We start from the raw sequence: 26,995 nt of genomic DNA on the forward strand, positions 1-26,995 counted from the left end.
TCAATGCAAATATGTACTCAGTATATAAACTGCGCTACGATGCGGACATGAACGCGACTTTCGATTCCAATCAGCCTGACGACAGGCGATCCCGCAAACGCCTCGCCACCCGGCGGGCCATCTCTCTTGCCGCCGACCGGCTGTTTCTCGAGCGGGGCTTCGATCATGTGACGGTCGATGACATCGCGGCTGCGGCCGATGTCGGGCGGATGACGGTGTTCAATCACTTCCCGCGCAAGGAGGACATGTTCTTCGACCGCGATGAGGAAGGGCGGGAGACGTTGCGCCATGCGTTGCAAAACCGCGATCCGTCCGTCCCGCCAGTCGAGGCCTTGCGCCTGCTTGCCCACCAGCTGGTGGCCGAACAGCGGCCCTATGTGGAATTTTCCAACCGCAGCCAGAGCTTCATTGCAACGGTCGAGAGCAGCGAGACGCTGAAAGCGCGTGCCCGGGCGATCCGCGATGAGCTGGCGCAGACGGTCGCCGCTGGACTGGCGGAGACCGTGGGGCGCGAGTTATCCGACCCGGATGCCGATCTCGCCGCCAACCTGCTGCTGGCAACCTGGAGCGTCGCCTTCCTCCAGGCACATCGGGCATTCCGGCAGGACGGGAATTCAGAGAAGGCGACCGCCCTCTTCCTTGCCATGATCGACCGGGGAAGCACCGGCGTGAAAGCCGCGATGGCGGGAACACTCTACGCCTGACGGCGCAAGTCTCCATCCGGAGACATCAGAGATATTGGCCGAACCAGATCGAGCGATCCGTGGGATCGACGAAGGGCTGGGCGAGGCGTTCGAAGCCGCGCGAGGCCCAGAAGCGCTGCCCGCCGATATTGCCCGCATTGGTGCCGAGATGAACACCTTTGATCCCGGCCTGGCGGGCCGACGTCATCCAGCAATCGAGAAGCCTGGTGCCAAGCCCCTGCCCCTGCAGCCGCGGCAGCATGTTCATATGGATATGGGCCGGGAACTCGGCGGCGCGCGCCGCGAAAGCGCGCTGCGGATTGTGGATGGTGAAACTGCGGCGCTGATCGGCATTCCAGCCTTCCGGATCGCCTTGCGGCGCCGGATAGCGGGCGCGCAAGGCGGGCCACCATTCGCGTTCAAGACGGTCTTCGAACGCAGGCGTATCGTAGGGGCCGACGACGTAGCCGGCGACACCATCGGCATCCTCGACGACGAAGGACGTCTCCGGGCTCAGCGTCACGTAAGGCGCCGAATAGATGTGGCCGATCATCTTGCGATCGTTATAGAGCGCCGAGGCATCCTGCCCGGCCTCTCCCGTCAGCAATGAAATCTCGTAGATCGCCTCGAGGTCATCGGGGCGTGCGTTGCGGATCGTTGCCATCGGTCAGCTTGCCGGCGGATAGAGCAGATCGACGATATAGCTCGCGTCGAAGCGGGCATCGAGCATGCCGTAGGTGGCGCGCCAGCCGCCGGCAAGCCGGGTTTCGATGAAGGCGTCGGCGATGCGTCCGGCGCCGAGACGATAGAGTTCGGCGGCACCGGCAGCGAGTGCCAGCTGCTCGATCAGCAGGCGGGCGGCGCCCTCGTCACGCTCGCAAAGCGCCATGGCGGCGCGCAGCACGTCGATGGTCTTCTTGCCGGCCGGGCCGAGATCGCGGGCGAGACCGGCGAAGACCGTTTCGAACAGATCCTTGCCGCGCGAGAGAACCCTGAGAAGATCGAGCGCCATGACGTTGCCGGAGCCTTCCCAGATCGCATTGACCGGAGCTTCGCGGTAGTGCCGGGCGATCGGGCGCTCCTCGATGTAGCCGCTGCCGCCGATGCATTCCATCGCTTCATAGATCAGCGCCGGGGCGATCTTGCAGCACCAGTATTTGGCTACCGGCGTCATGACGCGGGCGTAGGCTGCCTCTTCTGCGTTGTTGCGTGCCTTGTCGAAGGCATCGGCTAAGCGGAAGGAAAGCGCCGTCGCCGCCGCCACGTCGAGCGCCATGTCGGCGAGAACGCGGGTCATGATCGGCTGGTGGACGAGCATCTTGCCGAAGACGCTGCGGCCGCGGGTGTGGTGCACGGCTTCGGCGAGCGACGCGCGCATGATCCCCGAAGATGCCAGCGCGCAGTCGAGCCGCGTCAGCGTCACCATGTCGAGGATGGTGCGGATTCCGGCATCGGGACCGCCGAGCAGGAAACCGAACGTATCGTTGAACTCGACTTCCGACGACGCATTTGAGCGATTGCCGACCTTGTCCTTCAGGCGCTGGAACTGCAGGCCGTTGGCGGAACCGTCCTCCAGAAGGCGCGGCACCAGGAAGCAGCCCATGCCGTCCTTGGTCTGCGCCAGCATGATGAACGCGTCGCTCATCGGCGCCGACATGAACCACTTGTGGCCCGAGAGACGGTAGATGCCTTCGCTGACCTTTTCGGCGGTCGTCTTGTTGGAACGGACGTCGGTGCCGCCCTGTTTCTCGGTCATCCCCATGCCGATGGTCACAGCGGACTTCTGCATGGCGGGCTTATTCGAGGAATCGTATTTGCGCGACAGGATCTTCGGCGCCCAGTCCTTCTGGACGGCAGGCGAAGCCGAGAGCGCGGCCACGGAGGCGCTGGTCATCGTCAGCGGGCAGAGATGGCCGGATTCCAGCTGCGCCGTCAGATAGAAGCGCGCGGCGCGGATCTTGTGCGACTGGTCCTTGGCGTCGGCATCGGCCTGCGGATCCCAGACGGAAGAATGCAGGCCGACGGACATCGAGCGGCGCATCAGCGCGTGCCATGCCGGATGGAATTCAACGACATCGAGACGCTCGCCACGCGGGCCGTGGGTGCGCAGCTTCGGCACGCCCTCGTTCGCCATGCGCGCCAGCTCCTGCGCCTCCGGAGAGGTCACGTAGCGGCCCATGTTTTCCAGGTCTTCACGCGTGCCACGCGGCAGGCCTGCCGTCAGGTCGACGATCAGCGGATCGGAGCGGTAGGCGTTGATACCGGACCAGAGGCTTGGCTGGTTCAGCTCGGCGAGTTTTTCTTCAGCGGGAGTCATGAGTCGCTTCTATTGCATGAGCCAGATAAATGGAAACCGGAACTTGACGATTTCAACTCCAGCTCTAGCGGATTTGCGGCAAAATTGCATGGGGACACAGAGCTTTGCCCACAGCACAAGCTTGCAGCCGCGGACGGCACTCATTATAGACCCAGCGACACAGCAAGAGGCAGGTTCATGGTCTTTTTCCCCCACCGCCACCTCATCGGTATCAAAGGTCTCACCGAGCAGGATATCACCCTTCTCCTCGACAAGGCCGACGAGGCCGTCAAGATCAGCCGACAGAGAGAAAAGAAGACGTCGACGCTGAGAGGTCTGACGCAGATCAACCTCTTCTTCGAAGCGTCGACTCGCACGCAGGCCTCGTTCGAACTGGCCGGAAAGCGGCTTGGCGCCGACGTCATGAACATGTCGGTCGGTAATTCGTCGGTGAAGAAGGGCGAAACCCTGATCGATACGGCGATGACGCTGAACGCGATGCGCCCCGATGTGCTGGTGATCCGCCATTCGAGCGCCGGTGCCGCCGCCCTGCTGGCCCAGAAGGTTTCCTGCTCGGTCGTCAATGCCGGTGACGGACAGCATGAGCATCCGACCCAGGCGCTGCTCGACGCGCTGACGATCCGCCGCGCCAAGGGCAAGCTGTCGCGGATCATCGTCGCCATCTGCGGCGACGTACTGCATTCGCGCGTCGCGCGCTCCAACATCCTGCTCTTGAACGCCATGGGCGCCCGGGTGCGCGTCGTCGCTCCGGCAACGCTGCTTCCGGCCGGCATCGCCGATATGGGCGTCGAAGTCTTCCATTCGATGAAGGAAGGGCTAAAGGACGCCGATGTCGTGATGATGCTGCGCCTGCAGCGCGAGCGCATGTCCGGCGCCTTCGTACCCTCGGTGCGTGAGTATTACCATTTCTACGGACTCGATGCCGAAACGCTGAAATCGGCGAAGGAAGACGCGCTTGTCATGCATCCGGGCCCAATGAACCGCGGCGTCGAGATCGCCTCCGAGGTCGCCGACGGTCCGCAGAGCGTGATTGCCGAACAGGTCGAAATGGGTGTCGCTGTGCGCATGGCGGTGATGGAGACCCTGCTTGTGTCTCAGAACCAGGGGCCGCGGACGGAAGGAGTGGGCGCATGAGCAACCTCGTCCTCAACAATGTCCGCATCATCGATCCCTCGCGCAATCTCGATGAAACGGGCACCATCGTCGTCAAGGACGGCGTGATCGTTGCCGCCGGCAAGGATGCGCTGAACCAGGGCGTGCCTGATGGCGCCGAAGTCCGCGACTGCAACGGTCTCGTTGCCGTACCCGGCCTCGTCGATGCCCGCGTCCATATCGGCGAGCCGGGTGCCGAGCATCGCGAGACGATCGCTTCCGCCAGCCGTGCTGCTGCAGCCGGTGGTGTCACCTCGATCATCATGATGCCGGACACCGATCCCGTGATCGACGACATTGCGCTGGTCGAATTCGTCAAGAAGACCGCCAAGGACAAGGCGCTCGTCAATGTCTACCCGGCAGCGGCGATCACCAAGCATCTGGCTGGTGAGGAAATGACCGAAATCGGTCTTCTCATGGAAGCCGGCGCCGTCGCGTTTACCGATGGCCGCTCCAGCATTCATGATACGCAGGTGCTGCGCCGGGTGATGACCTATGCCCGCGAGTTCGGCGCCGTCATCTCCTGCGAGACCCGCGACAAATATCTCGGCGCGACAGGCGTCATGAACGAAGGCCTGTTTGCGAGCTGGCTCGGTCTCGGCGGCATTCCTAAGGAAGCGGAACTGATCCCGCTTGAGCGCGACCTGCGCATCGCCCAGCTGACCCGCGGCAACTATCATGCGGCGATGATCTCCGTGCCTGAGTCGGTCGAGGCGATCCAGCTTGCCAAGCGCCGCGGCGCGAAAGTCACCTGTGGCATCTCGATCAACAATCTGGCGCTCAACGAGAACGACATCGGCGAGTACCGCACCTTCTTCAAGCTCTACCCGCCGCTGCGCACCGAAGACGATCGCGTGGCGATGGTCGATGCGCTGGCAAAGGGCGAGATCGATATCATCGTCTCATCGCATGATCCGCAGGATGTCGATACCAAGCGCCTTCCCTTCGGCGAAGCGGCAGACGGCGCCGTCGGGCTCGAAACCATGATGGCAGCGGCCCTTCGCCTGCACCACAGCGGCCGTGTCAGCCTGATGCGGCTGATCGATGCGATGTCCACCCGCCCGGCACAGATCTTCGGCCTCGACGCCGGAACGCTGAAGCCCGGCGCCAAGGCGGACATCACGCTGATCGATCTCGAAGAGCCTTGGCTCGTTGCGAAAGACATGCTTCTGTCGCGCTCGAAGAACACGCCTTTCGAGGACGCCCGTTTCTCGGGCCGGGCGGTTGCGACCTATGTGGGCGGGGTCAAGGTTCATTCGCTGGATTGAGGAGGTAGCGGCATGAATGAGAACGAGAACGACAGTCATCATGCCGCCCCGATCCGGAAGCAGCGAGGCTCAAAGCACTATTCGTCGACCATCGTGCTGAGCACCGTATTCGTGACGCTCTGCACGCTGGCCGCGCTGCTGCTCGGTGGCGCGGAAATCTGGGTCTTCGAGAACGGTTAAGACAGCGGCTTCGGGACAAGGCCGTAGAATATAAGGTGGAGGGGACATGATTTCGGAACTCACCAACTGGCAGATCACTCTGCCCATGGCGCTTGCTGCAGCCATTGCCGGCTATCTGCTCGGCTCCATTCCATTCGGCCTGATCCTGACGCGGGCAGCCGGTCTCGGTGACGTCCGCAATATCGGTTCGGGCAATATCGGCGCCACCAACGTGCTGCGCACCGGCAACAAGAAGCTTGCCGCGGCAACCCTGCTGCTCGACGCGCTGAAGGCGACAGTCGCAGCCTGGATCATGGCCTATGTCGCAGGCCCTGAAGCCGGCGCCATTGCTGGCCTCTTCGCCTTCCTCGGTCACCTCTTCCCGGTCTGGCTGGGCTTCAAGGGCGGCAAGGGTGTCGCCACCTACATCGGCACGCTTCTCGGCGTTGCACCACTCTTCGTTCTGGTCTTTGCCGCTGTCTGGCTGACCATGGCCTTCATCTTCCGCTACTCGTCGCTGGCAGCGCTCACGGCAATGCTTGTCATTCCGGTTGCATTGTGGATATTTGGATACGAAAAGGTTGCAGCCGTCATGGCGATCATGTCGGTCATCTCCTATTACAAACACAAGGCCAACATCTCCCGGCTCATCGGCGGGACGGAAAGCAAGATCGGGGCGAAGGGGTAGGATGGACGTCGGAAGCGCAAGGCCAAAGGGAATTGCGCTTTCGGACCGGCAACGGATCGCCTGGCTTCGGCTGATCCGCTCCGACAATGTGGGGCCGGCCACCTTTCGTGGACTCATCAATCATTTCGGTTCCGCCGAGGCGGCACTTGCCGCCCTGCCCGAGCTTTCGGCCCGCGGCGGCGCCACGCGGGCGATCAGGATCGCCACCGAGGCCGAAGCGCATCGCGAGCTGGAAACGGCCCGGCGTTTCGGCGCCCGCTTCATCGGCATCGGCGAACCAGACTATCCGCAAGCCCTTCGCCAGATCGATGGCGCCCCGCCGCTGATTGCCGTCAAGGGCGACGTTTCCGTTCTGCATCGGCCGGCAACCGGCATCGTCGGCTCGCGCAATGCCTCGATCAGCGGCGCGAAGTTTGCGGCGATGATCGCCAGGGATTGCGGCCGCGCGGGCTACGCCGTCGTATCCGGCCTTGCCCGCGGCATCGATACCGCCGCCCACCGCGCCAGTCTCGATACCGGCACCATCGCAGCCCTCGCAGGTGGCCTCGACCAGCCCTACCCGCCTGAAAACGTGCCGCTGCTCGATGAGATCTGCGAAGGCCGCGGACTGGCGATCAGTGAAATGCCGTTCGGCTGGGAGCCGCGTGCACGGGATTTCCCGCGCCGCAACCGGCTGATTGCCGGTATCGCGCTTGGGCTCGTCGTCGTCGAGGCGGCGACGCGGTCGGGCTCGCTGATCACGGCGCGGCTGGCCGGTGAATTCGGGCGCTTGGTCTTTGCCGTGCCCGGCTCGCCGCTCGATCCGCGCTGCCAGGGCACCAACGGCCTGTTGAAAGACGGGGCGATGATCGTCACTTCGCCCGAAGACGTCATCGAGGCACTGGCGCCGCTCTCGCAGCTCGACTTGTTTTCGGCGCCAATGGCGGAGGAGCCGGCCGGCAACGAACCGGGCCTGTCGCCGCCCGACGATACCGAGCGGGCGCGGATCACCGATGCGCTCGGTCCGGCACCGGTCGAGGTTGACGACATCATCCGCCACACCGGACTTCCGGCGCCTTCGGTCTATCTGGTTCTGCTGGAGCTAGATATTGCCGGGCGCCTGCACCGGCATCCCGGCGGCATGGTCTCCCTTGCGATGGGAGACTGAGCGCACTACATGCGGTTGTGAAGTTCGCCGGCCTCAACATAGGCCATCTCGATCAGATAGCAGAGCATGCTGGCGTCTTCCTTTTCGGCAACCTGACGCAACTCCGCCAGCATCTGCCTGACAAAGGCGATGTTTTCGCGCGAAGCCGATTTGTCGGTTCTCTTGTTGAAACCCTTGGGCGACATGGACAGTCTCTGAATGACGGACGGCGGCTTGGGAGGGGCCTTGACCACACCTGAAAAACGATAACGCAATTATCTTAAATTGCAATACGTTTATAATCCCTCTCAGGTTGCATCGCGTTGCAAAACGTAAAATTGAAGCAAACCCCTTGACCGAAGCGATTTCCCTGTCCATGTCGGAGAACCGGCAATCTGCAAGCGGCAAGTATTGCGCTCATCCTCCCGCCGGACGCGGCAGTTTTTAGAGAATCATCATGAATGTAGTCGTGGTAGAATCGCCTGCGAAGGCAAAGACGATCAACAAGTATCTGGGTCCTGGATACAAGGTGCTCGCCTCCTTCGGTCACGTTCGCGATCTGCCTGCAAAGGACGGATCGGTTCTGCCCGATCAGGATTTCGAAATGCTTTGGGAGGTCGATGGGGCCTCGGCCAAGCGTATGAAGGATATTGCCGATGCGGTGAAATCCTCCGACGGCCTGTTCCTGGCAACCGACCCTGATCGCGAAGGCGAAGCGATTTCCTGGCATGTCCTTGACATGCTCAACAAGAAGAAGGTGCTCGGCGGCAAGACCGTCAAGCGCGTGGTCTTCAACGCCATCACCAAGAAGGCCGTGCTCGACGCGATGGCCGATCCGCGCGATATCGACGTGCCGCTGGTCGACGCCTATCTGGCGCGCCGTGCTCTCGATTATCTCGTCGGTTTCAACCTGTCGCCGGTCCTCTGGCGCAAGCTGCCGGGCGCCCGTTCGGCCGGGCGCGTGCAGTCAGTGGCACTGCGCCTCGTCTGCGACCGTGAATCCGAGATCGAGCGCTTCATTTCGGAAGAATACTGGAACATCTCGGCGCTCTTGAAGACACCACGCGGCGATGAGTTCGAAGCCAAGCTGGTTGCGGCCAATGGCAAGCGGTTGCAGCCGCGAGCCATCGGCAACGGCGAGGAAGCCGGCAAGCTGAAGGCATTGCTCGACGGCGCCTCCTATGTCGTCGACAGCGTCGAGGCGAAGCCCGTCAAGCGCAACCCGTCGCCGCCGTTCACGACGTCGACGCTGCAACAGGCCGCCTCCTCGAAACTCGGCTTCTCGGCATCGCGCACCATGCAGGTAGCGCAGAAGCTCTATGAAGGCGTCGACATCGGCGGCGAAACCGTCGGTCTCATTACCTATATGCGTACCGACGGCGTGCAGATGGCGCTTGAAGCGATCGATGCGGCGCGCAGCGCCATCCTCGATCAGTTCGGCAGCCGTTACGTTCCCGACAAGGCCCGCCTCTACTCCACCAAGGCGAAGAACGCCCAGGAAGCTCACGAAGCGATCCGGCCGACCGATTTCAACCGCACGCCTGACGAGGTGCGCAAGTACCTGGATGCCGACCAGATCAGGCTTTACGACCTGATCTGGAAGCGCGGCATCGCCAGCCAGATGGCCTCGGCCGAAATCGAGCGCACGACCGCCGAGATCACCGCCGACAAGGGCGGCGAAAAGGCCGGTCTTCGCGCCGTCGGCTCGGTGATCCGTTTCGACGGCTTCATCGCCGCCTACACGGACCAGAAGGAAGACGGCGAGCAGAGCGACGACAACGACGACGAAGATGGCCGCCTGCCCGAGATCAATGCCCGCGAGAACCTCGCGAAGCAGAAGATCAATTCGACACAGCACTTCACCGAACCGCCGCCGCGCTATTCCGAAGCCTCGCTGATCAAGAAGATGGAAGAGCTCGGCATCGGCCGCCCGTCCACCTATGCTGCAACGCTCGCCACGCTTCGCGACCGCGAATATGTGACGATCGACAAGCGCAAGCTGATCCCGCATTCGAAGGGACGGCTGGTGACGGCCTTCCTCGAAAGCTTCTTCACCAAATATGTCGAATACGATTTCACGGCCGATCTCGAAGAAAAGCTCGACCGCATCTCGGCCGGCGAGCTGAACTGGAAGCAGGTTCTGCGCGACTTCTGGCAGGATTTCTTCGCCCAGATCGAAGACACCAAGGAACTGCGCGTCACCAACGTGCTCGATTCGCTGAATGAATCGCTGGCGCCGCTGGTGTTTCCGAAGCGCGAGGACGGCAGCGATCCGCGCATCTGCCAAGTCTGCGGCACCGGCAATCTGTCGCTGAAGCTCGGCAAATACGGCGCCTTCGTCGGCTGCTCGAACTATCCGGAATGCAACTACACCCGCCAGCTCTCCTCGGAGAACAACGGGGAAGGCGAAGGCACGGCGCTGAATGAGCCGAAGAACCTCGGCACCGACCCGACGACCGGCGAAGAGCTGACGCTGCGTTCGGGCCGCTTCGGGCCCTATATCCAGCGCGGCGACGGCAAGGATGCGAAGCGCTCCTCGCTGCCGAAGGGCTGGAAGCCTGAAGATATCGACTACGAGAAGGCCATGGCGCTGATCTCGCTGCCGCGCGATATCGGCAAGCATCCGGAAACCGGCAAGATGATCTCGTCGGGGATCGGCCGCTATGGACCGTTCCTGCTGCATGACGGCGGCTACGCGAACCTCGAAACCGTCGAGGACGTGTTTTCCGTCGGCCTCAACCGCGCCGTCACCGTGATTGCCGAAAAGGCCGCCAAGGGACCGGGCGGCCGCGGCCGTGGAACGCCGGCAGCGCTGAAGGAACTCGGCGAGCATCCGGTTGGCGGCGGTGCGATCACCGTGCGCGACGGCAAGTATGGACCCTATGTCAACTGGGGCAAGGTCAACGCAACGCTGCCGAAGGGCAAGGATCCGCAGGCGATCACCGTCGAGGAAGCCGTCGAGCTGATCACCGCCAAGGCCGGCAAGGCTCCGGCTCCGAAGGGCAAGGCCAAGCCGAAGGCAGCCGCTGCCGAGCGCAAGGCAACCAAGACTGCCGCCAAGCCGAAGGCCGCAGCCAAGACCAAGGCTGCCGCGAAACCGAAAGCGGCGAAGGCCAAGGCGCCTGCCAAACCGAAGAAGAGCTGAGTGTGAGCAAGATACCGCGCGAGAAGACAAGAGGCCCGGGCAAGCGTCCGGGCAAGACTGGCCGTGCGGGCAGCGAAGCCCAACCTGCAGCAGCGGACATCGTCCACGGCGCCATGCCGTCGCGCGAAGTCGTACTGCGCTTCATCGCCGACCATCCGCAGAAGGCATCGAAGCGCGAGATCGCCAAGGCGTTCGGCCTCAAGGGCAATACGCGCGTCGAACTCAAGCATCTGCTGCGTGACCTCGAGCAAGAGGGAATGCTGCAGAAGACCCGCAAGTCGCTGATCCGCCCGGGCGCATTGCCGCCGGTGACCGTTCTCGACATCACCACGCGCGACAAGGATGGCGAGCTGATAGGCCGCCCGGCAGAATGGCCCGATGATCAGGGCGTCGCGCCTGCCGTTGCCATCCGCCAGTCCTCACCTGCGGGACGCCAGGGCAAGGGCAAGGCGCCCGTTGCCGGCATGGGCGACCGGGTTCTCGCGAAAATCTTTCCGGCTGCCGATCGCGGCGGCCCCTCCTATACCGCCCGCATCATCAAGGTTCTCGACAAGCGCCGCGGCGCCAGCATGGGCGTATTCCGCACCGCTCCCGGCGGTGCCGGACGGCTGCTGCCGATCGAGCGGCGCGGCGAGGAAATGGTGATCGACCCCGAATATACCGGCGGCGCCAAGGACGGCGACCTGGTCGAGGTCGAGATCGCAAGGCTCGGCCGCTTCGGCCTGCCGCGCGCCAAGGTTCTCTCGGTTGTCGGCTCGGTTGGCTCCGAGAAGGCGATCTCGATGATCGCCATCCACGCCCAGGGCATTCCGCATGTCTTCCCGCAGGCCGTCATCGATGAGGCGGAGGCTGCCAAGCCTGCTTCGATGTCGCATCGCGAGGACTGGCGCGACGTTCCGCTGATCACCATAGACCCCGCCGATGCCAAGGATCACGACGACGCCGTCTATGCCGAGACCGACCTCTCGCCTGACAATGCCGATGGCGTCATCGTTACCGTGGCGATCGCCGACGTCTCCTATTATGTCAGGCCGAAATCGCAACTCGACCGCGAGGCGCTGAAACGCGGCAATTCGGTCTATTTCCCGGATCGCGTCGTGCCGATGCTGCCGGAGCGCATCTCCAACGATCTGTGCTCTTTGCGCGAAGGCGTCGATCGTCCGGCACTTGCGGTGCGCATGGTGTTTTCGAAGGAAGGCCGCAAGATCGGCCACACCTTCCACCGCATCATGATGAAGAGCGCGGCGAAGCTCTCCTACCAGCAGGCGCAGGCGGCCATCGACGGCAAGCCCGACGACAAGACCGGCCCGATGCTGGAGCCGATCCTGAAGCCGCTGTGGAACGCCTATGCGGTGATGACGCGCGGCCGCGAGCGGCGCCAGCCGCTCGAGCTCGACATGCCCGAGCGCAAGATCCTGCTGAAGAATGACGGCACCGTTGACCGCGTCTTCGTGCCGCCGCGGCTCGACGCACACAAGCTCATCGAGGAGATGATGATCCAGGCCAACGTTTCGGCTGCCGAAACGCTGGAGAAGAAGAAGCAGGTTCTGATCTATCGCGTGCATGACGGCCCGACGCTTGCCAAGCAGGAGATCCTGCGCGAGTTTCTGGCAACGCTCGGCATTTCGCTTGCCAAGGGCGGCAACATGCGCGCCAACAATTTCAATGGCATCCTTGCGAAAGCCGATGGAACGCCGCATCAGACGATGGTCAACGAAATGGTGCTGCGCTCACAGAGCCAGGCGATCTACAGCCCCGAGAATATCGGGCATTTCGGCCTGAACCTGATGAAATACGCGCATTTCACCTCGCCGATCCGCCGCTACGCCGACTTGATCGTCCATCGCGCCCTGGTCGGCTCGCTGGGCTTCGGCGAAGGCGGGATCACGCCCGAGGAAGAGGCCGCGCTCGACGATATCGCCGCCGAAATCTCAACCTTCGAGCGCCGGGCGATGGCCGCCGAACGCGAGACCGTCGATCGCCTGATCGCCCATCACCTTGCCGGCCGCGTCGGCGAGGAATTCGAGGGTCGGGTCTCCGGCGTGACCAAGTCGGGACTATTTGTCGCCCTGCCCGAGTATGGAGCTGACGGCTTCATCCCTATATCTACGCTGGGCAGCGACTATTTCATCTACGACGAAGCGCATCAGGCGCTGTCTGGAGAGCGGACCGGGCTCGGCTACCGTCTGGGCGACACCGTCACTGTCAAGCTTGCCGAGGCTATTCCGCTGGCCGGCGCGCTGCGCTTCGAGATGGTCAGCGAAGGACGGGCGATGCCGACGGCGGTGCGCTCGTTCCACAAGTCCGGCCGCCGCGATAACATGCAGGCCCGCAAGAAGGCAGGCACGAGACCGCCGCGCGGGCGGCGCTAACGCCAGAGGAAGACTGCGATGACGACGCCTGCACCCGATCACCCGGTCCAATTCGGCGGCACAGACGCGGCCGAACGTCCGCTGACGCGCTCGATCATCCGCGGCATGCTGAACAAATGCCCGAACTGCGGCAGCGGCAAGCTTTTCCGGGCGTTTCTGAAGCCGGTGGACAATTGCGCGGCCTGCGGCGAGGCGATGCATCATCACCGTTCCGACGACCTGCCGCCCTATCTGACGATCTTCGTCATCGGCCACGTCATTCTCGGTGGCTACATGCTGACCGATCTCGTCTGGCCGCTGCCGATGTGGCTGACCTTCGCCATCTGGGCGCCGGCGACGCTGCTCTCCGCGCTCCTCATCATCCAGCCGATCAAGGGCGGCGTCATCGGCCTGCAATGGGCGCTGCGGCTGCACGGCTTCGGCGGTCATAGCGACGACCACGACGTCTATGAGATTCCCGGCAGGGACAAGCCCTAGGGCGCGTTTCGAGGCACCTTCACCATCCAGACATAATTCGCTTGTATTGGGCAACGCTCATGCGCGTGGCGGGTTTTTTTGCCTGCCTGTGTCTTTGTCCGGCGAATAAAGTGGTGCGCGTTTTCTTGACTGATCTGATGTTCGACTATTCGATCTCTTGCCATCAGCGCCGGACTTCCCTTAAAGCTCTGCCCGTCACCTGGATTTGGCATGTCTGTGCCCTTCTGTGTGACACGAGACGGGTGATTCGTTTCAGTCATTCAAGGATGGATATATGTCTCAGCCGAGAAACGGCACGCCGGGCGATGTTGAAGAAATCCATTGGCCGTCGCTCGTTGCCGCCGTCTCGTCGATCTCTGCCGTCGGCATAGCGATCGGCCTTGGCCTTCCGCTGCTCAGCATCATCCTTGAGAAACGCGGTATTTCATCGACGCTGATCGGACTGAACACCGCGATGGCCGGCGTTGCCGCCATGGCTGCCGCACCGATCACGACGAAGCTGGCGCATAAATACGGCGTTGCCTCCACCATGCTGTGGGCGGTGGTGATCTCGGCACTAAGCGCCATCGGCTTCTACTACGCCCAGGACTTCTGGATGTGGTTCCCGTTGCGCTTCGCCTTTCATGGTGCGACGACAACGCTCTTCATCCTGTCCGAGTTCTGGATCAACGCCGCATCGCCGCGATCGAAACGCGGCTTCGTGCTCGGCATCTACGCGACAGTGCTGTCGCTTGGCTTTGCCGCCGGCCCCCTGCTCTTCTCGATCCTCGGCAGCGACGGCGTGCTTCCCTTTGCCGTCGGCGCTGTCGCCATCCTGCTTGCCGCGATCCCGATCTTCATCGCGCGCTACGAAAGCCCGGTGCTGGAAGAGAAGCCGGAACTGCATTTCATGCGCTACGTCTTCCTGGTGCCGACGGCGACCGCCGCCGTCTTCATCTTCGGAGCGGTCGAAGCGGGCGGCCTGGCGCTGTTTCCGATCTATGCGACCCGCGCCGCCTTTACCGAATCGCAGGCTGCCCTGCTGCTGACGGTGATGGGCATCGGCAACGTGATCTTCCAGATTCCCGTCGGCCTGCTGTCCGACAAGATGAAGGACAAGCGCCCCCTGCTCGCAGCTATGGCTTTCATGGGCTGTATCGGCTCGCTGATGCTGCCGCTGCTCGTGCATAGCTGGGTACTCATGGCAGGCGTCCTGCTCTTCTGGGGCGGCTGTGTGGCCGGTCTGTACACGGTCGGGCTCAACCATCTCGGCTCGCGGCTGACGGGCTCCGACCTCGCCGCCGCCAACGCCGCCTTCGTCTTCTGTTACGCCGTTGGCACCGTTGCCGGTCCGCAGGTGATCGGCGCGGCGATCGACGTTGCCGGCAATGACGGATTTGCCTGGGCAATCGCCGGCTTCTTCGGCATTTATGCCCTGCTTTCAGGCATAAGACTGCTTTTCATTCGAAAGCGAGGTTGACATTTCGGGCGAGATTCGTATTTTCGCGCCAGAATTTGCCGTGGAGCCCATCCGGCTTGCCACGGCATTCATTTTATTAAAGGCAGGACGACCATGGCTAAGGCTACCACAATCAAGATCAAGCTGCTGTCGACGGCCGACACCGGCTTCTTCTACGTCACGACGAAGAACAGCCGCACGATGACGGACAAGATGACCAAGACCAAGTACGACCCGATTGCTAAGAAGCATGTCGAGTTCAAGGAAACCAAGATCAAGTAATTCTTGATCCCTGGGTTTTGAAAAAGGCGCGCGCCCAACGGCTGCGCGCCTTTTTCGTTTTCCGGTCTACCGTCACGATAAATGTTAGCGCAAACAAAAACACCGCCCTACCGGTTTATCGGCAAGGGCGGTGTTTTTACGAAAGGGGGTCGGCCAGCAAGCAACGCGGCACGAGGAACCGCTTAAAGTTGCGAACTAGCCGACCGACCCCACGACCCAGGAGATGCGGCGGACCTGAGCATCATGGGGTATTTCGGCATCCCATGTTCGGGAGCGCTTTTCTTATGGCTCGATAATTTGCCCGAAAATGAAAGAAAATCAACAAATTCTTAATGATTAGATTTGTGAGCTTGTCCCTATGGTTAAAAGTCCAATTTTGGGGCAGGTGCGAAATGAACGAATCACGTTTCTTTACTTGATGAAGAAAAACGCGATCGAAGAACACCGGAAATATATATCAGTACAATTATCGCGCACTTCCGTTACGTTAGGTAGCCGATTTACGCTCACGCGAATAGTAATATCACCACAACTCTTGGCGCAAAACCATTTATGCTTGACGCTGACTTTTGAGAACGATTCTATTCGTGAAAACGAACACAAATCCCCCTCAAATTGGACGATTGTATCGGCTCTCCATTTTTGGGGTCTTAGTTGAAAAACAGCATGCGATATGGCAGCGGCATCATTAAAATTTGTTAATCTTTCACCGCTGCCGGTGGAAAACTGGGAAAACCACCCGCTAAACAGGCCCGGTATCGTCAGGCCGCCGCGGCGACGACTCGGTTGCGGCCGGTGTTCTTGGCTTTGTAAAGCGCGAGATCGGCCTGCTTCATCAGCTGATCAGGCGTCAACACGCTCGATTGGCGCGAAGCGATGCCGAACGAGGCCGTGACCTTCAGCTCCTCGCCTGCCGATTTCAACGTGAAGCCATTGTCTTCGATCGACGCCCGCAGGCGCTCCGCCACGGCTGCCGCGACCTCCGGGGAAGTATCGGGCATGACGACGACGAATTCCTCGCCGCCATAGCGGCAGGCAAGATCGGCGCCGCGCACGGTCGAGCGGATGCGGTTGGCGAATTCCTTCAGGACTTCGTCGCCAGCATCATGGCCGTAGGTATCGTTGACCTGTTTGAATCGATCGATGTCGGTGATCAGCACCGAGAGCGGCTTGCCCCGCGCCATCGAGCGGTTGAAGAGCACGTTCAGGTGATTGTCGAGATAGCGGCGGTTATTCAGCCCAGTGAGTGCGTCGGTAACCGCGAGCTCGATCGTGTGCTTGACGCTGGCGCGCAGGCGGTCGTTGAAGCGCTTGCGGCGGATCTGCGTCAGGCTGCGGGCGACAAGCTCGTTCGGATCGAGCGGACGGATGATGTAGTCGTTGACGCCGAGATCCAGCGCCCGGATGACCATGTCGTCGGCGCCCTGCTCGGTGATGATCAGGATCGGGAGGAAGCGCGTGCGCTCCAGTGAGCGGAACTGAGAGCAGAGCCGCAGCGGATCGTAATCGTCGAAATTGGTGTTGACGATCACCAGCTCGAACGCATTTTCAGCCGCTTCGAAGAGAGCCGCCTGCGGATCTGAGATCGCCGTCACATCGGCGATCGGCTTCAGAGTCTTGATGATGCGTTCCTGCGAATTGGCGCGGCCGTCGACAAGCAGGATCTGACCTGCGTCCTCGGCGCGTCCCTCGCCTGCCCGCAGCAGATCGTCCATGCCCATGGTCTGCGCCGTTTCGGCGCGGATACGCAGTTCGTCGCTCAGCGTCTTCAGGCGCAGCAGGCTCTTGACCCGCGAGATCAGCTGCAGGTCGTTGACAGGCTTGGTCAGGAAATCGTCGGCACCGGCCTTCAGGCCGCGCACGCGGTCGGCTGGCTGATCGAGCGCGGTGACCATGACGACCGGAATATGAGAGGTCTTCGGGTTTGCCTTCAGGCGCTCACAGACCTCGAAGCCGTTGAGACCCGGCATCATGACATCGAGAAGAATGATATCGACCTGGTTGCGATCACAGATCGCCAGCGCCTCATAGCCATCGGCAGCGGTCAGCACGTCGAAATACTCGGCGACGAGCCGCGCTTCGAGCAGCTTCACGTTCGCCGGAATATCGTCAACAACCAGAATGCGCGCAGTCATGAGCTTCTTTCCGATGCACTAAGCATCGCCGAGATACGTCTTGATCGTTTCGATAAATTTGGGAACCGAGATCGGCTTGGACACATAAGCCTCACAGCCGCCCTGACGGATTCGCTCCTCATCGCCCTTCATCGCGAATGCGGTGACCGCGATCACGGGAATGACATGCAGTTCGTCATCCTCTTTCAGCCACTTGGTCACCTCGAGACCGGAAACTTCCGGCAGCTGAATGTCCATGAGGATCAGATCCGGACGGTGTTTTCGAGCAAGATCAAGCGCTTCCATGCCGTTCCGGGTCTGAATGGTCGTATATCCCGAGGCCTCGATCAGGTCGCGAAAGAGCTTCATGTTGAGCTCATTATCTTCTACAATCATCACCTGTTTGGGCATGGCAAGCTCGTTCCTATGTTCCGTCCCTGCAAATGTCCGCCTGACAAGAAGCGACCTGCGAACGCGCGGCTCGACGAAACCGATAGCGGCAAGCTACCGGTATTTGGTTGAAAAAAAGGTAACTTACCCAGCGAAATGCAAAGCAACTTCAAGACCTCTAAACAACTGGCCAGGGATCCGCATGAAACGGCGATCGCCGTACTCGGCTGGCTTGCAAATGAACCCGACATGTTTTCGCGTTTTCTTGCGCTGACCGGCATTGAACCGGCCCAGGTGCGCAACGCGATCAACGATACGGCCTTCCTTTCCGGCATGCTCGACTTCGTCATGCAGCATGAGCCGACAGCCTTGGCTTTCTGCCAGGCGAGCGGCACGCCGCCCGAGGCGCTGACGGCTGCCTGGCAGCATTTCTCGTCGCCCGGTCTCGATTCGGGGCAGTATTGACCGTGGCCGAGATCGAGCACCTCGACACATCGCATGTGCGGCTCGCCGACCGGCCCCTGATCGTCTGCGACGTCGATGACGTCGTGCTGCAATTCATCGTGCCGTTCGAACGCTTTCTTGAGAGCGAGGGCTACCGGCTGGTGCCGCGATCGTTCAAGCTGCACGGAAACATCGAAACGCCGGACGGGACAGCGGCTGACGAAGTCACTGTCAGCCGGCTGATCGAAACCTTTTTCGAGCGGCAGGAAGAGTGGCAGGCGCCGCTTCTGCTTGCAGAGGAAACTCTGGCGCGCCTTTCCGGCACCGCCGACATCGTGCTCCTGACGGCCATGCCGCCCGTCTATCGCGACCAGCGCCGCAGATTGCTCGACCGCTTCGAGCTGCATTACCCGCTTCTGGCGTCGCTGCAGCCCAAGGGGCCGATCGTCAAGGCGCTTCACGGTGCGCGGGACGTGCCCGTTGCCTTTATCGACGACATGGTCCGCAACCTTCATTCCGTCCACGAACATGTCGAGGATTGCCTGCTGCTGCACCTGATGCCGGAGTCGGACATTCATCGCTTTGCCCCTTCGGCCATGGAAGGCATTGCCCGGATCAAGGGGTGGGCGGAGGCATCTGTTCATATCGGCGAACACTTTGGCGCCTCCGGCGGCAGTGGCCGCGGCTGATCCGCTGTCTTCATCGATCCAACGGCCCCAAAATGCCGTTTGTTATCCAACGCCACGGCGCTCCTCTGTCTTGAGACTCAAGAACTTAGAGCGTAATGTCGCGATGTTCAATATTTGTTCCCGTGATGACTTTGGCTGCACCTGACAAGACACCCGGCTTCTGTCGCGACTGCCTTGCCGAGCAGAAGGCGGAGACGCGCCGCTGTGTCAGCTGCGGAAGCCCGCGGCTTGTCCGGCACAAGGAGCTTTACGGCCTGACGCTGGCGCATATCGACTGCGACGCCTTTTATGCGGCGGTCGAAAAACGCGACAATCCCGAGCTCGCCGACAAGCCCGTGATCATCGGCGGCGGCAAGCGCGGCGTGGTTTCCACCGCCTGCTATATCGCCCGCATTCATGGCGTGCGCTCCGCCATGCCGATGTTCAAGGCGCTGGAAGCCTGCCCGCAGGCGATCGTCATCCGGCCCGACATGGAGAAATATGTCAGGGTCGGCCGCGAGGTCAGGTCGATGATGCAGGAGTTGACGCCGCTGGTGCAGCCGCTGTCGATCGACGAGGCCTTCCTGGAACTCGGCGGCACCGAGCGCCTGCACAACGATCCCCCTGCCCGGACGCTGGCGAAATTCGTACGGCGGGTGGAGAAGGAGATCGGCATCAGCGTGTCGGTCGGGCTTTCCTACTGCAAGTTCCTCGCCAAGGTTGCTTCCGACCTGCAGAAGCCCCGCGGCTTTTCGGTCATCGGGCGTGAAGAGGCTGTCGAGTTCCTGGCGCCGCGCCCGGTAACGACCATCTGGGGCGTCGGCAAGGCCTTCGCGGCGACGCTGGAGGCCGACGGTATCCGGACGATCGGTCAGTTGCAGCAGATGGAAGAGACCGACCTGATGCGCCGCTATGGCAGCATGGGCCAGCGCCTCGCCCGGCTCTCCCGCGGCATCGACGACCGCGAGGTGCATCTCAACGAGGCAGCGAAAAGCGTCTCGTCGGAAACCACCTTCTTCGAAGACATTTCCCGCCACGAGGATCTCGTGCCGATCCTGCGGAACCTCTCCGAGAAAGTGTCCTGGCGGCTGAAGAAGGATGACATCGCCGGCCATACCGTCGTGCTGAAGATGAAGACTGCGGATTTCAAGCTACGGACGCGCAACAGGCGGCTCGAAGACCCGACGCAGCTTGCCGACCGGATCTTCCGCACCGGCGTTGAGCTGCTTGAACGGGAGACCGACGGCACAAAATTCCGGCTGATCGGGATCGGCGTTTCCGATCTATGCGATCCCGGCCGTGCCGATCCGCCCGATCTGATCGACGAGCAATCGACCCGCCGCGCCGCCGCTGAAGCGGCGATGGACAAGCTGCGCGAAAAGTTCGGCAAGAACACCGTCGAGACCGGTTACACGTTCGGCAGCGGCAAGCGCGACCGCTAAGCGACGGCCATCGCGTTGATCTGCGCCAGCACGGCCGCCTTGTTCAGCGCCGCCTGGGCGTGATCGGGCGCCAGTTCGAGGGCTCGCGAATAGCTTTCCGCCGCATCCTCCAGCCGGCCTATCCGGCGCAGAACATTGCCGCGATTGTTGAAGGGCGCGGCATAGGACGGCGAGAGGGCGATGGCGCGCTCATAGCTGGCGATGGCCGCAGCATCCTCGGACAGAGCGGCAAGGATATTGCCGCAGGTGCAATGGGCGGCCGCATTGCCAGGCCCGGCGGCCAGCGCCTCAAGGATCGACGACTTTGCGGCATCGAGGCGGCCCTGCTGCAACAGCACGAGCGCCAGCTGATGCAGGGCGGCAAAGTGCCCAGGCACCGCTTCGATGATGCGGCGATAGCCGGATTCGGCGCGCGCCAGGGCGCCCTCACGGTGATCTGCGATCGCGGTGCGCATCAACGCCTCCAGCTCGACATCCGCAGCAGGCCGGCACCGTGCCGCTTCGAGGCTTTCAGCCAGCGCCAGCGCCTGGGAATGAGAAGGATCGGTGGCGAGGATCTGGCGGCAGCAGAGATCGGCATTTTCGATATCGCCTTTCGCTGCCATCTGCGCGGCGCGGTAACAGGCCGCGTCCAGCGAGCGCGGGTCGAGACGATCGCCGATATTGCGCTCGGAGACCGTCATCACCCTGCGACGCTCCACCAGCTGCTGTTCGCCGCCGAAAGTGAACTTGTAGGCAAAATCTCCGGTACCGAAATCGTAGTTCCGGTAGCCATTCTCGATTGCCCAGCGAAGGCAATAACAATGCAGCGTGAAGCCTGGGCTATGAGAGGCCGCATTGCTATCCCGGCTGCCGATGAAGCAGATCATCGTCTTCTTCTTGTGATCGAGATAGAGGACCTGCATGGCGACAGGCCTGTCGCCCTCCCAAAGCACAGGCACCAGAAGCGATCCGTCATCAAGCGAACCGGGCAACATCTTGCGGCAACCGGCAATGATCCCGGCGGCATAATCCGGCTGACGCACACCCCATTGCGCATTCCACATCGCATAGAAGGTCTCGAGATTCTGCTCGAATGTCTCGGCCGTCGTATGGGTGACGTGCAGCCCATGCTTTCCGCTCGCCAAATCGCGCATGGCGACCCGGGCGTTGCGGCGCGCCTTGGCGCTGAGGCGGGTACTGAGGAATGTCTCGAAGTCATCCGCCAGCGGAATATACACATAGGCGTCGTGATCGATGCTCTCGCCGGCATCGGTGATATGGTCAGCCCGGACGACCTTTGCCGGCACGAATTCCTGGCGCGGGAAACTGCCGATCAGTGCGGAAAGACGCTGGTCCGACAGATAGATCTCATCGAGATTGAACCGGCGCCAGTTGAAGGTCTGCAGACAGGCTGCGAAAGCCGCCATTGCCTCATCGGACCATTCGGGCCGTGAGAGAATGCCGCTGTAAACGGAGAAAGGCATGCCGGCCATATGGATGGCATTGAAAAAACCCTTCCCCGGCTCGAAATCCAAGCGGATCTGCAGCGGCAGGAATGCGATGTAATGCTCATCCGCTTCCGCGCGCTTTGCCGCCAGAACATGCCAGTTAGCGCGCGTTTGCAGATAGCGCCGCATCCAGTTCCAGGACATGAAATAGTTGGATTCCGGATCGGCGTCATAGACCGCCTCCCAGTCGCCCTGCAATTTCTCGAGTTCGTCGAACGCAGACACAATATCGACGTGCATAGCCCGGCTCCCCAACCGCCACAGCGTCAAGATTTGCATACATTCGCGCCCACTACAATAAGCGGCCGCTTGATCACGAGTGCGTGACGGTCGCCCCGGAGGCTCGCGATCAAGCCTTCCTTAAACTTCGTTGAATATTGTTCCCCTCGAGTATTGCGTATTGGTTGGGTAACATGTTCTCGCGTTTTGTTTTCGGCCTCGGCTTGCTGTCGGCAACCGCACTGGTGAACCCTGCTCTGGCAGCGGATGCCAGGACGCTGCAAATCATCGTCTCCAAGGACAAGCAGTCGCTTGCGGTCTATGACGGCACCGAGGTCGTGGCGACCTCGAAAGTCTCGACCGGCAAGCCCGGCCACACGACGCCGAGCGGCATCTTCTCGGTGCTCGAGAAGAAGAAATATCACGAGTCCAATCTCTATTCGGCAGCACCGATGCCGTGGATGCAGCGGCTGACATGGTCCGGCATCGCGCTGCACGAGTCGAATTCGGTGCCGCGCTATCCGGCCTCGCATGGCTGCGTGCGTATGCCCGCCGCCTTCGCCAAAGAGCTCTACAAGATGACGGATCTCAGCGTTCCTGTTATCATCAGCAATGCTGCCGTCGTGCCCGAGCCGATCGACCACCCGTCGCTGTTCCGCCCGAATGCGCCGGAACCGGCATTGCTGCTCTCCGACGTCCAGCTGCGCCCATCCATCGGCAGCACCGATGGCGAGCCGGTGCAACTGGCGATGAACACGGTGTCTGCATCGCTGATCCCGCCAACGGCAACCCCCGCTGAAAACCTTGAGCCGATCCGCATCCTGATCACCCGCCGCGCCCAGCGGGAATCGATCATCGACATCCAGACCTTCCTCAATCAGCTCGGCTTCAATGCCGGCAATCCGGATGGTTTGCTCGGCCCATCGACGGTGCAGGCGATCAATGCTTTCAAGGCCTTGCGCCCCACTGCGTTCAAGGGCGACCGAACGCTGACCAGCGATACTCTCCTAAGGGAAGTTTACGCTGCGGTAGGCAAAGGCGAGCCGCCGAACGGCGTGCTGATGATCCGCCAGGATTTCAAGCCTGTCTTCGAGGCTCCCGTTACCATCGAGAACCCGCAACTGGCGCTCGGAACGCATTTCTTCACGCTGCACAACGTGGATCAGGAAAACGGCACGGCCGACTGGCTGGGCTTGACGCTTGATAACAACCTGCCGTCACAGACGATGAAGCGCCTCGGCATCAAGACGCAGGAAGGCTCGATCATCATGGGCAGCCCGATCGCCAACGCGCTGTCGCGGATCCAGATCCCCGACGACACCAGGCGCAAGGTGGACATGATGCTGGCCGCCGGTTCGACGATGACGATTTCCGATACCGGCCTCGGCCCCGAGACCGGCGCCGGAACCGACTTCATCACCGTGACGCGCTAGACGAGCTCGACATCGACAATGCCGGGTGCTGCGCGCAGCGCCGCGGCGATCTCCGGGGTGATGCGGTATTTCTGCTGCAGCGCCACCTCGACCTCGCGCTTGCCATCTTCCTTGATGACGATGAAGGACACCAGCCCCTCGCCCTTGGCATTCAGATGAGCGGCAACCGCCTTCAGAGGGCCGGAATCGCGGACATAGACGCGCAGCGTCTTCTGCATCTGCAGCGATTTTTCTTCCAGCGACTGGATGGTCTGGATCCGCAGCCCGATGCCTTCTGGGCGCTCTTCGCCGGTGGCGGTGATGACGAAGGATTTTCCTGATTCCAGTATATCGCGATACTGGTTCAGCATCTCGGAAAACAGCACGGCTTCGTATTGGCCAGACGAATCCGAGAAGACGATGATGCCCATCTTGTTGCCGGTGCGCGTCTTGCGCTCCTGCTTGGAGATCACCGTACCGGCCAGCCGGCCATTGGCTGCCCCCTGCCTGACGGCTGCCGAGAAATCGGCAAAGGTCTGCACGCGCATCTTGTCCAGCAGGCTGTTGTAGCTGTCGAGCGGATGCGCCGTCAGATAGAAACCGAGAACCTGGAACTCCTTCAGCAGCCGCTCCGAGGCGAGCCAAGGCGAATAAGGCGGCAGGGCGATCTTTTCCGGTCCCGACGACAGCGCGCCACCGAAGATATCGGACTGGCCGCTCAGCTTGTTTTCCTGGGCGCGCTGCGCATAGCCGAGCACGCGATCGAGACCAGCCGAAAGCTGCGCCCGGTCGAGATTGAAGCAATCGAAGGCGCCGGCATAGATCAGGCTTTCCAGCACGCGGCGGTTCACCTGACGCGGATCGATGCGCAGGCAGAAGTCCTCGATACTGGAAAACGGCTTGTCGCCACGCACCGCGACGATGTGTTCGACGGCATTTTCGCCGACGCCCTTGAGCGCTGCCAGCGCATAATAGATCCGCTCCTCGCCCGTCTCGAAATGCCGGAACGACGTCTGGACCGAGGGCGCGATCACGTCGATGCCGAGGCGCTTGGCGTCCTGACGGAAGTCGTTGACCTTGTCGGTGTTCGACATATCGAGCGTCATCGAGGCGGCGAGGAACTCGACCGGATAATGCGCCTTCATATAGGCCGTCTGGTAGGAGACGATGGCGTAGGCGGCGGCGTGTGACTTGTTGAAGCCGTAATTGGCGAACTTGGCGAGCAATTCGAAGATATTGTCGGCCTGCGGCTTCGACACGCCATTCTTAACGGCGCCGCTGACGAAGCGCTCGCGCTGCTGGTCCATCTCGGCCTTGATCTTCTTACCCATGGCGCGGCGCAGAAGGTCGGCCTCTCCCAGCGAGTAGCCGGAGAGCACCTGAGCGATCTGCATGACCTGCTCCTGGTAGACGATAACGCCCTGGGTTTCCTTCAGCAGGTAGTCGATGGTCGGATGGATCGACTCGACCTCTTCCTCGCCATGCTTGCGGGCGTTGTAGGTCGGGATGTTTTCCATCGGGCCCGGGCGGTAGAGCGCCACCAGCGCGATGATGTCCTCGATGCAGTCGGGTTTCATGCCGATCAGCGCCTTGCGCATGCCGGCACTTTCCACCTGGAACACGCCGACCGTTTCGCCGCGCGACAGCATCTCGTAGGTCTTCTTGTCATCGAGCGGGATCGAGGCGAGATCAACCTTGATACCGCGCTTGGCGACGAAATCGACGGCGACCTTCAGAACGGTCAGCGTCTTCAGGCCGAGGAAGTCGAACTTCACCAGGCCGGCCTGTTCCACCCATTTCATGTTGAACTGGGTGACCGGCATGTCGGAGCGCGGATCGCGATACATCGGCACCAGCTTCGACAGCGGACGGTCGCCGATGACGATACCGGCGGCGTGGGTCGAGGCATGGCGGTAAAGGCCTTCGATCTTCTGGGCGATGTCGAGCAGACGGGCGACGACGGGCTCCTTGGCCGCCTCTTCCTGCAGCTTCGGCTCTTCCTCGATCGCCTTCGACAGCGGCGTCGGATTGGCCGGGTTGTTCGGCACCAGCTTGCAGATCTTGTCGACCTGGCCATAGGGCATTTCGAGCACGCGGCCGACGTCGCGCAGTGCAGCACGCGCCTGCAGCGAACCGAAGGTGATGATCTGCGCCACCTGCTCGCGGCCGTATTTCTTCTGCACGTAGCGGATCACCTCTTCGCGGCGGTCCTGGCAGAAGTCGATATCGAAGTCGGGCATCGACACGCGGTCGGGATTGAGGAAGCGTTCGAACAGCAGCGAGAAGCGCAGCGGATCGACGTCGGTAATCGTCAGCGCATAGGCGACCAGCGAACCCGCACCGGAACCGCGGCCCGGGCCGACCGGAATATCCTGCAGCTTGGCCCATTTGATGAAGTCGGCAACGATCAGGAAGTAGCCGGGGAATTTCATCTTCTCGATGACGCTGAGCTCGAATTCCAGCCGGTCGCGATAGTCCTTTTCCTCGTAGCCCGGTGACATGCCGAGCGTCGCCAGACGCATATCGAGGCCTTCGACGGCCTGACGGCGCAGCTCGCCGGATTCGGCGCGATCGGCCTCGTCGGCGTCGTCGCTGGCGCCGGTAAAGCGCGGCAGGATCGGCTTGCGGGTCTGCAGCACGAAGGAGCAGCGTCTGGCGATCTCCAGCGTGCTTTCCAGCGCCTCCGGCAGATCGGCAAACAGCTTGGCCATCTCCGCCCGGCTCTTCAGATAGTGATCCGGCGTCAGGCGGAAGCGGCTGTCGTCGGAGACGATGGCGTTGTGCGCCACGGCCATCAAGGCGTCATGCGCGTCGTAGTCGTCCCGCGCCGGGAAGAAGGCCTCGTTGGTCGCCACCAGCGGCAGATCGTGCTCGTAGGCAAGGCCGATCATCTTCTGCTCGTGGCGCTTGTCATAGGTGCCATGGCGCTGCAGCTCGACATAGAGCCGGTCGCCGAACAGCGCCTTGAGACGCAGCAGGCGCGAAACCGCAGGCGCCATGTGCCCCTGCTTCAGGGCCATATCGATGGGGCCGCCCAGCGAACCGGTGAGCGCGATCAGCCCCTCGGTGCCGGCTTCCTCCAGCCAGGAGGCGCGGACGTGGACCGCCTGATTGTCTTCACCCCCGAGATAGGCGCGGCTCACGAGATCGACGAGCCGCTCGTAACCGGCAGCTGTTGCCGCCAGCACGACGATCGCAGGCAGCTTGCCCATCATCTGCTGGCCGCCGCGCTTTTCAACTTCCAGTCCGTCTTCCATATCGACGGAGATCTGGCAGCCGATGATCGGCTGCAGCCCCTCGTCCATCGCCTTCTGGGCGAATTCGAGGGCGACGAAGAGATTGTTGGTATCGGTGATGGCAATCGCCGGCTGGCTGTCGCCCGAAGCCTTGTAGAGGATCTTCTTCAGCGGCAGCGCACCCTCGAGCAGCGAATAGGCCGAGTGTACGCGCAGATGAACGAAACCCGGCGTCCCGCCGATAAATCCGCCCTCTGCATCCGCCATGACACGTCCCTTCAATCGCCCGTATGAATCGGTGCCATTGTCGGTCCTGCCCGTCGAGATGTCCAGAAGAAGTCCCTGTCCGGAACCGCATGGCAGCCATGCGGCCCCTGAAAAATTACATAGCCATCAGAATCAGAGAGAAGCTGGCAACAAACATTGCGATGGAGGTGAATGCTGCGACGTCACGGATCATGTCAGTCATTTGG

Annotated in this window: 22 protein-coding genes; 15 read left to right on the plus strand and 7 right to left on the minus strand. The window is 61.8% G+C overall.

Going from position 1 to position 26,995, the window contains the following annotated elements:
* Nucleotides 1-47 precede the first annotated feature (47 nt).
* Nucleotides 48-704, plus strand: a complete 657-nt coding sequence (locus AC1DIJ_RS19315) for a TetR/AcrR family transcriptional regulator (protein WP_112389754.1) — start codon at nt 48-50, stop codon at nt 702-704.
* Nucleotides 705-729: 25 nt separating this feature from the next.
* Here the strand turns inward: AC1DIJ_RS19315 and AC1DIJ_RS19320 are convergent, their stop codons facing one another.
* Both AC1DIJ_RS19320 and AC1DIJ_RS19325 read right to left on the minus strand, forming a co-directional pair.
* Nucleotides 730-1,347 carry a GNAT family N-acetyltransferase gene (locus tag AC1DIJ_RS19320; protein ID WP_112389707.1) on the minus strand — a complete coding sequence of 206 codons (618 nt, stop codon included), beginning with the start codon at nt 1,345-1,347 and terminating at the stop codon, nt 730-732.
* Nucleotides 1,348-1,350: 3 nt separating this feature from the next.
* Nucleotides 1,351-3,000, minus strand: a complete 1,650-nt coding sequence (locus tag AC1DIJ_RS19325) for an acyl-CoA dehydrogenase family protein (protein WP_112389706.1) — start codon at nt 2,998-3,000, stop codon at nt 1,351-1,353.
* A 177-nt stretch (nt 3,001-3,177) separates the two neighbouring features.
* Between AC1DIJ_RS19325 and AC1DIJ_RS19330 the strand changes: the two genes are divergently transcribed.
* The 5 genes from AC1DIJ_RS19330 to dprA are packed head-to-tail and all read left to right on the plus strand — an operon-like array spanning nt 3,178 to nt 7,414.
* The gene (locus tag AC1DIJ_RS19330) at nt 3,178-4,134 is read left to right on the plus strand and encodes an aspartate carbamoyltransferase catalytic subunit (protein ID WP_112389705.1); all 957 of its coding nucleotides are present in this window, start codon (nt 3,178-3,180) and stop codon (nt 4,132-4,134) included.
* Entirely contained in the window at nt 4,131-5,420 is a 1,290-nt protein-coding gene (locus AC1DIJ_RS19335) for a dihydroorotase (protein ID WP_112389704.1), read from the plus strand. The genes AC1DIJ_RS19330 and AC1DIJ_RS19335 overlap by 4 nt, the downstream gene beginning before the upstream one ends.
* A 12-nt stretch (nt 5,421-5,432) precedes the next feature.
* Complete coding sequence (locus tag AC1DIJ_RS19340) at nt 5,433-5,600, plus strand: hypothetical protein (RefSeq protein ID WP_162706061.1); 168 nt, start codon at nt 5,433-5,435, stop codon at nt 5,598-5,600.
* Between the two features lie 46 nt (nt 5,601-5,646).
* Nucleotides 5,647-6,267: a glycerol-3-phosphate 1-O-acyltransferase PlsY gene (plsY, locus tag AC1DIJ_RS19345; RefSeq protein WP_112389703.1), complete on the plus strand. Its 621-nt coding sequence runs from the start codon at nt 5,647-5,649 to the stop codon at nt 6,265-6,267.
* Between the two features lies 1 nt (nt 6,268).
* Complete coding sequence (gene dprA, locus AC1DIJ_RS19350; protein WP_112389702.1) at nt 6,269-7,414, plus strand: DNA-processing protein DprA; 1,146 nt, start codon at nt 6,269-6,271, stop codon at nt 7,412-7,414.
* A gap of 5 nt (nt 7,415-7,419) precedes the next feature.
* Here dprA and AC1DIJ_RS19355 read toward each other — a convergent pair whose 3' ends face one another.
* On the minus strand, nt 7,420-7,599 hold the full coding sequence (locus tag AC1DIJ_RS19355; protein ID WP_112389701.1) for a hypothetical protein: 180 nt from the start codon (nt 7,597-7,599) through the stop codon (nt 7,420-7,422).
* A gap of 251 nt (nt 7,600-7,850) precedes the next feature.
* Between AC1DIJ_RS19355 and topA the strand changes: the two genes are divergently transcribed.
* From topA to rpmG, 5 genes are all read left to right on the plus strand, one after another.
* Nucleotides 7,851-10,538, plus strand: coding sequence for a type I DNA topoisomerase (gene topA / locus AC1DIJ_RS19360; protein WP_112389700.1), 2,688 nt, complete (start codon nt 7,851-7,853; stop codon nt 10,536-10,538).
* Between the two features lie 2 nt (nt 10,539-10,540).
* The gene (gene rnr, locus AC1DIJ_RS19365) at nt 10,541-12,910 is read left to right on the plus strand and encodes a ribonuclease R (protein ID WP_112389699.1); all 2,370 of its coding nucleotides are present in this window, start codon (nt 10,541-10,543) and stop codon (nt 12,908-12,910) included.
* A gap of 18 nt (nt 12,911-12,928) precedes the next feature.
* Nucleotides 12,929-13,387, plus strand: a complete 459-nt coding sequence (locus AC1DIJ_RS19370; protein WP_112389698.1) for a DUF983 domain-containing protein — start codon at nt 12,929-12,931, stop codon at nt 13,385-13,387.
* Nucleotides 13,388-13,661: 274 nt separating this feature from the next.
* Nucleotides 13,662-14,846 carry an MFS transporter gene (locus tag AC1DIJ_RS19375; protein ID WP_112389697.1) on the plus strand — a complete coding sequence of 395 codons (1,185 nt, stop codon included), beginning with the start codon at nt 13,662-13,664 and terminating at the stop codon, nt 14,844-14,846.
* A 93-nt stretch (nt 14,847-14,939) separates the two neighbouring features.
* On the plus strand, nt 14,940-15,107 hold the full coding sequence (rpmG, locus tag AC1DIJ_RS19380) for a 50S ribosomal protein L33 (protein WP_003587245.1): 168 nt from the start codon (nt 14,940-14,942) through the stop codon (nt 15,105-15,107).
* 761 nt (nt 15,108-15,868) lie between these two features.
* Here rpmG and AC1DIJ_RS19385 read toward each other — a convergent pair.
* Together AC1DIJ_RS19385 and AC1DIJ_RS19390 are read right to left on the minus strand one after the other, a co-directional pair.
* Nucleotides 15,869-17,242 (minus strand): PleD family two-component system response regulator, encoded by a 1,374-nt coding sequence (locus AC1DIJ_RS19385; protein WP_112389696.1) that lies wholly within the window; start codon nt 17,240-17,242, stop codon nt 15,869-15,871.
* An 18-nt stretch (nt 17,243-17,260) separates the two neighbouring features.
* Nucleotides 17,261-17,632 carry a response regulator gene (locus AC1DIJ_RS19390; protein ID WP_003547430.1) on the minus strand — a complete coding sequence of 124 codons (372 nt, stop codon included), beginning with the start codon at nt 17,630-17,632 and terminating at the stop codon, nt 17,261-17,263.
* A 135-nt stretch (nt 17,633-17,767) separates the two neighbouring features.
* Here AC1DIJ_RS19390 and AC1DIJ_RS19395 point away from each other — a divergent pair, with 135 nt between their 5' ends.
* From AC1DIJ_RS19395 to AC1DIJ_RS19405, 3 genes are all read left to right on the plus strand, one after another.
* Nucleotides 17,768-18,076 (plus strand): DUF3572 domain-containing protein, encoded by a 309-nt coding sequence (locus tag AC1DIJ_RS19395; protein ID WP_112389695.1) that lies wholly within the window; start codon nt 17,768-17,770, stop codon nt 18,074-18,076.
* A 2-nt stretch (nt 18,077-18,078) separates the two neighbouring features.
* Nucleotides 18,079-18,744 (plus strand): hypothetical protein, encoded by a 666-nt coding sequence (locus AC1DIJ_RS19400; protein ID WP_477831518.1) that lies wholly within the window; start codon nt 18,079-18,081, stop codon nt 18,742-18,744.
* Nucleotides 18,745-18,869: 125 nt separating this feature from the next.
* Nucleotides 18,870-20,165 carry a DNA polymerase IV gene (locus AC1DIJ_RS19405; RefSeq protein WP_112389694.1) on the plus strand — a complete coding sequence of 432 codons (1,296 nt, stop codon included), beginning with the start codon at nt 18,870-18,872 and terminating at the stop codon, nt 20,163-20,165.
* Here AC1DIJ_RS19405 and AC1DIJ_RS19410 read toward each other — a convergent pair.
* The gene (locus tag AC1DIJ_RS19410; RefSeq protein ID WP_162706060.1) at nt 20,162-21,895 is read right to left on the minus strand and encodes a GNAT family N-acetyltransferase; all 1,734 of its coding nucleotides are present in this window, start codon (nt 21,893-21,895) and stop codon (nt 20,162-20,164) included. The two genes, AC1DIJ_RS19405 and AC1DIJ_RS19410, sit on opposite strands and share 4 nt — an antisense overlap.
* Before the next feature lie 173 nt (nt 21,896-22,068).
* On the opposite strand from AC1DIJ_RS19410, the gene AC1DIJ_RS19415 reads away from it, so the two are divergent.
* Nucleotides 22,069-23,307 (plus strand): L,D-transpeptidase family protein, encoded by a 1,239-nt coding sequence (locus AC1DIJ_RS19415; protein WP_112389692.1) that lies wholly within the window; start codon nt 22,069-22,071, stop codon nt 23,305-23,307.
* Here the strand turns inward: AC1DIJ_RS19415 and dnaE are convergent.
* On the minus strand, nt 23,304-26,789 hold the full coding sequence (gene dnaE / locus AC1DIJ_RS19420) for a DNA polymerase III subunit alpha (protein ID WP_112389691.1): 3,486 nt from the start codon (nt 26,787-26,789) through the stop codon (nt 23,304-23,306). The genes AC1DIJ_RS19415 and dnaE overlap by 4 nt on opposite strands.
* Between the last annotated feature and the right edge of the window lie 206 nt (nt 26,790-26,995).

This window comes from Rhizobium sp. 10N427, from assembly GCF_056394605.1.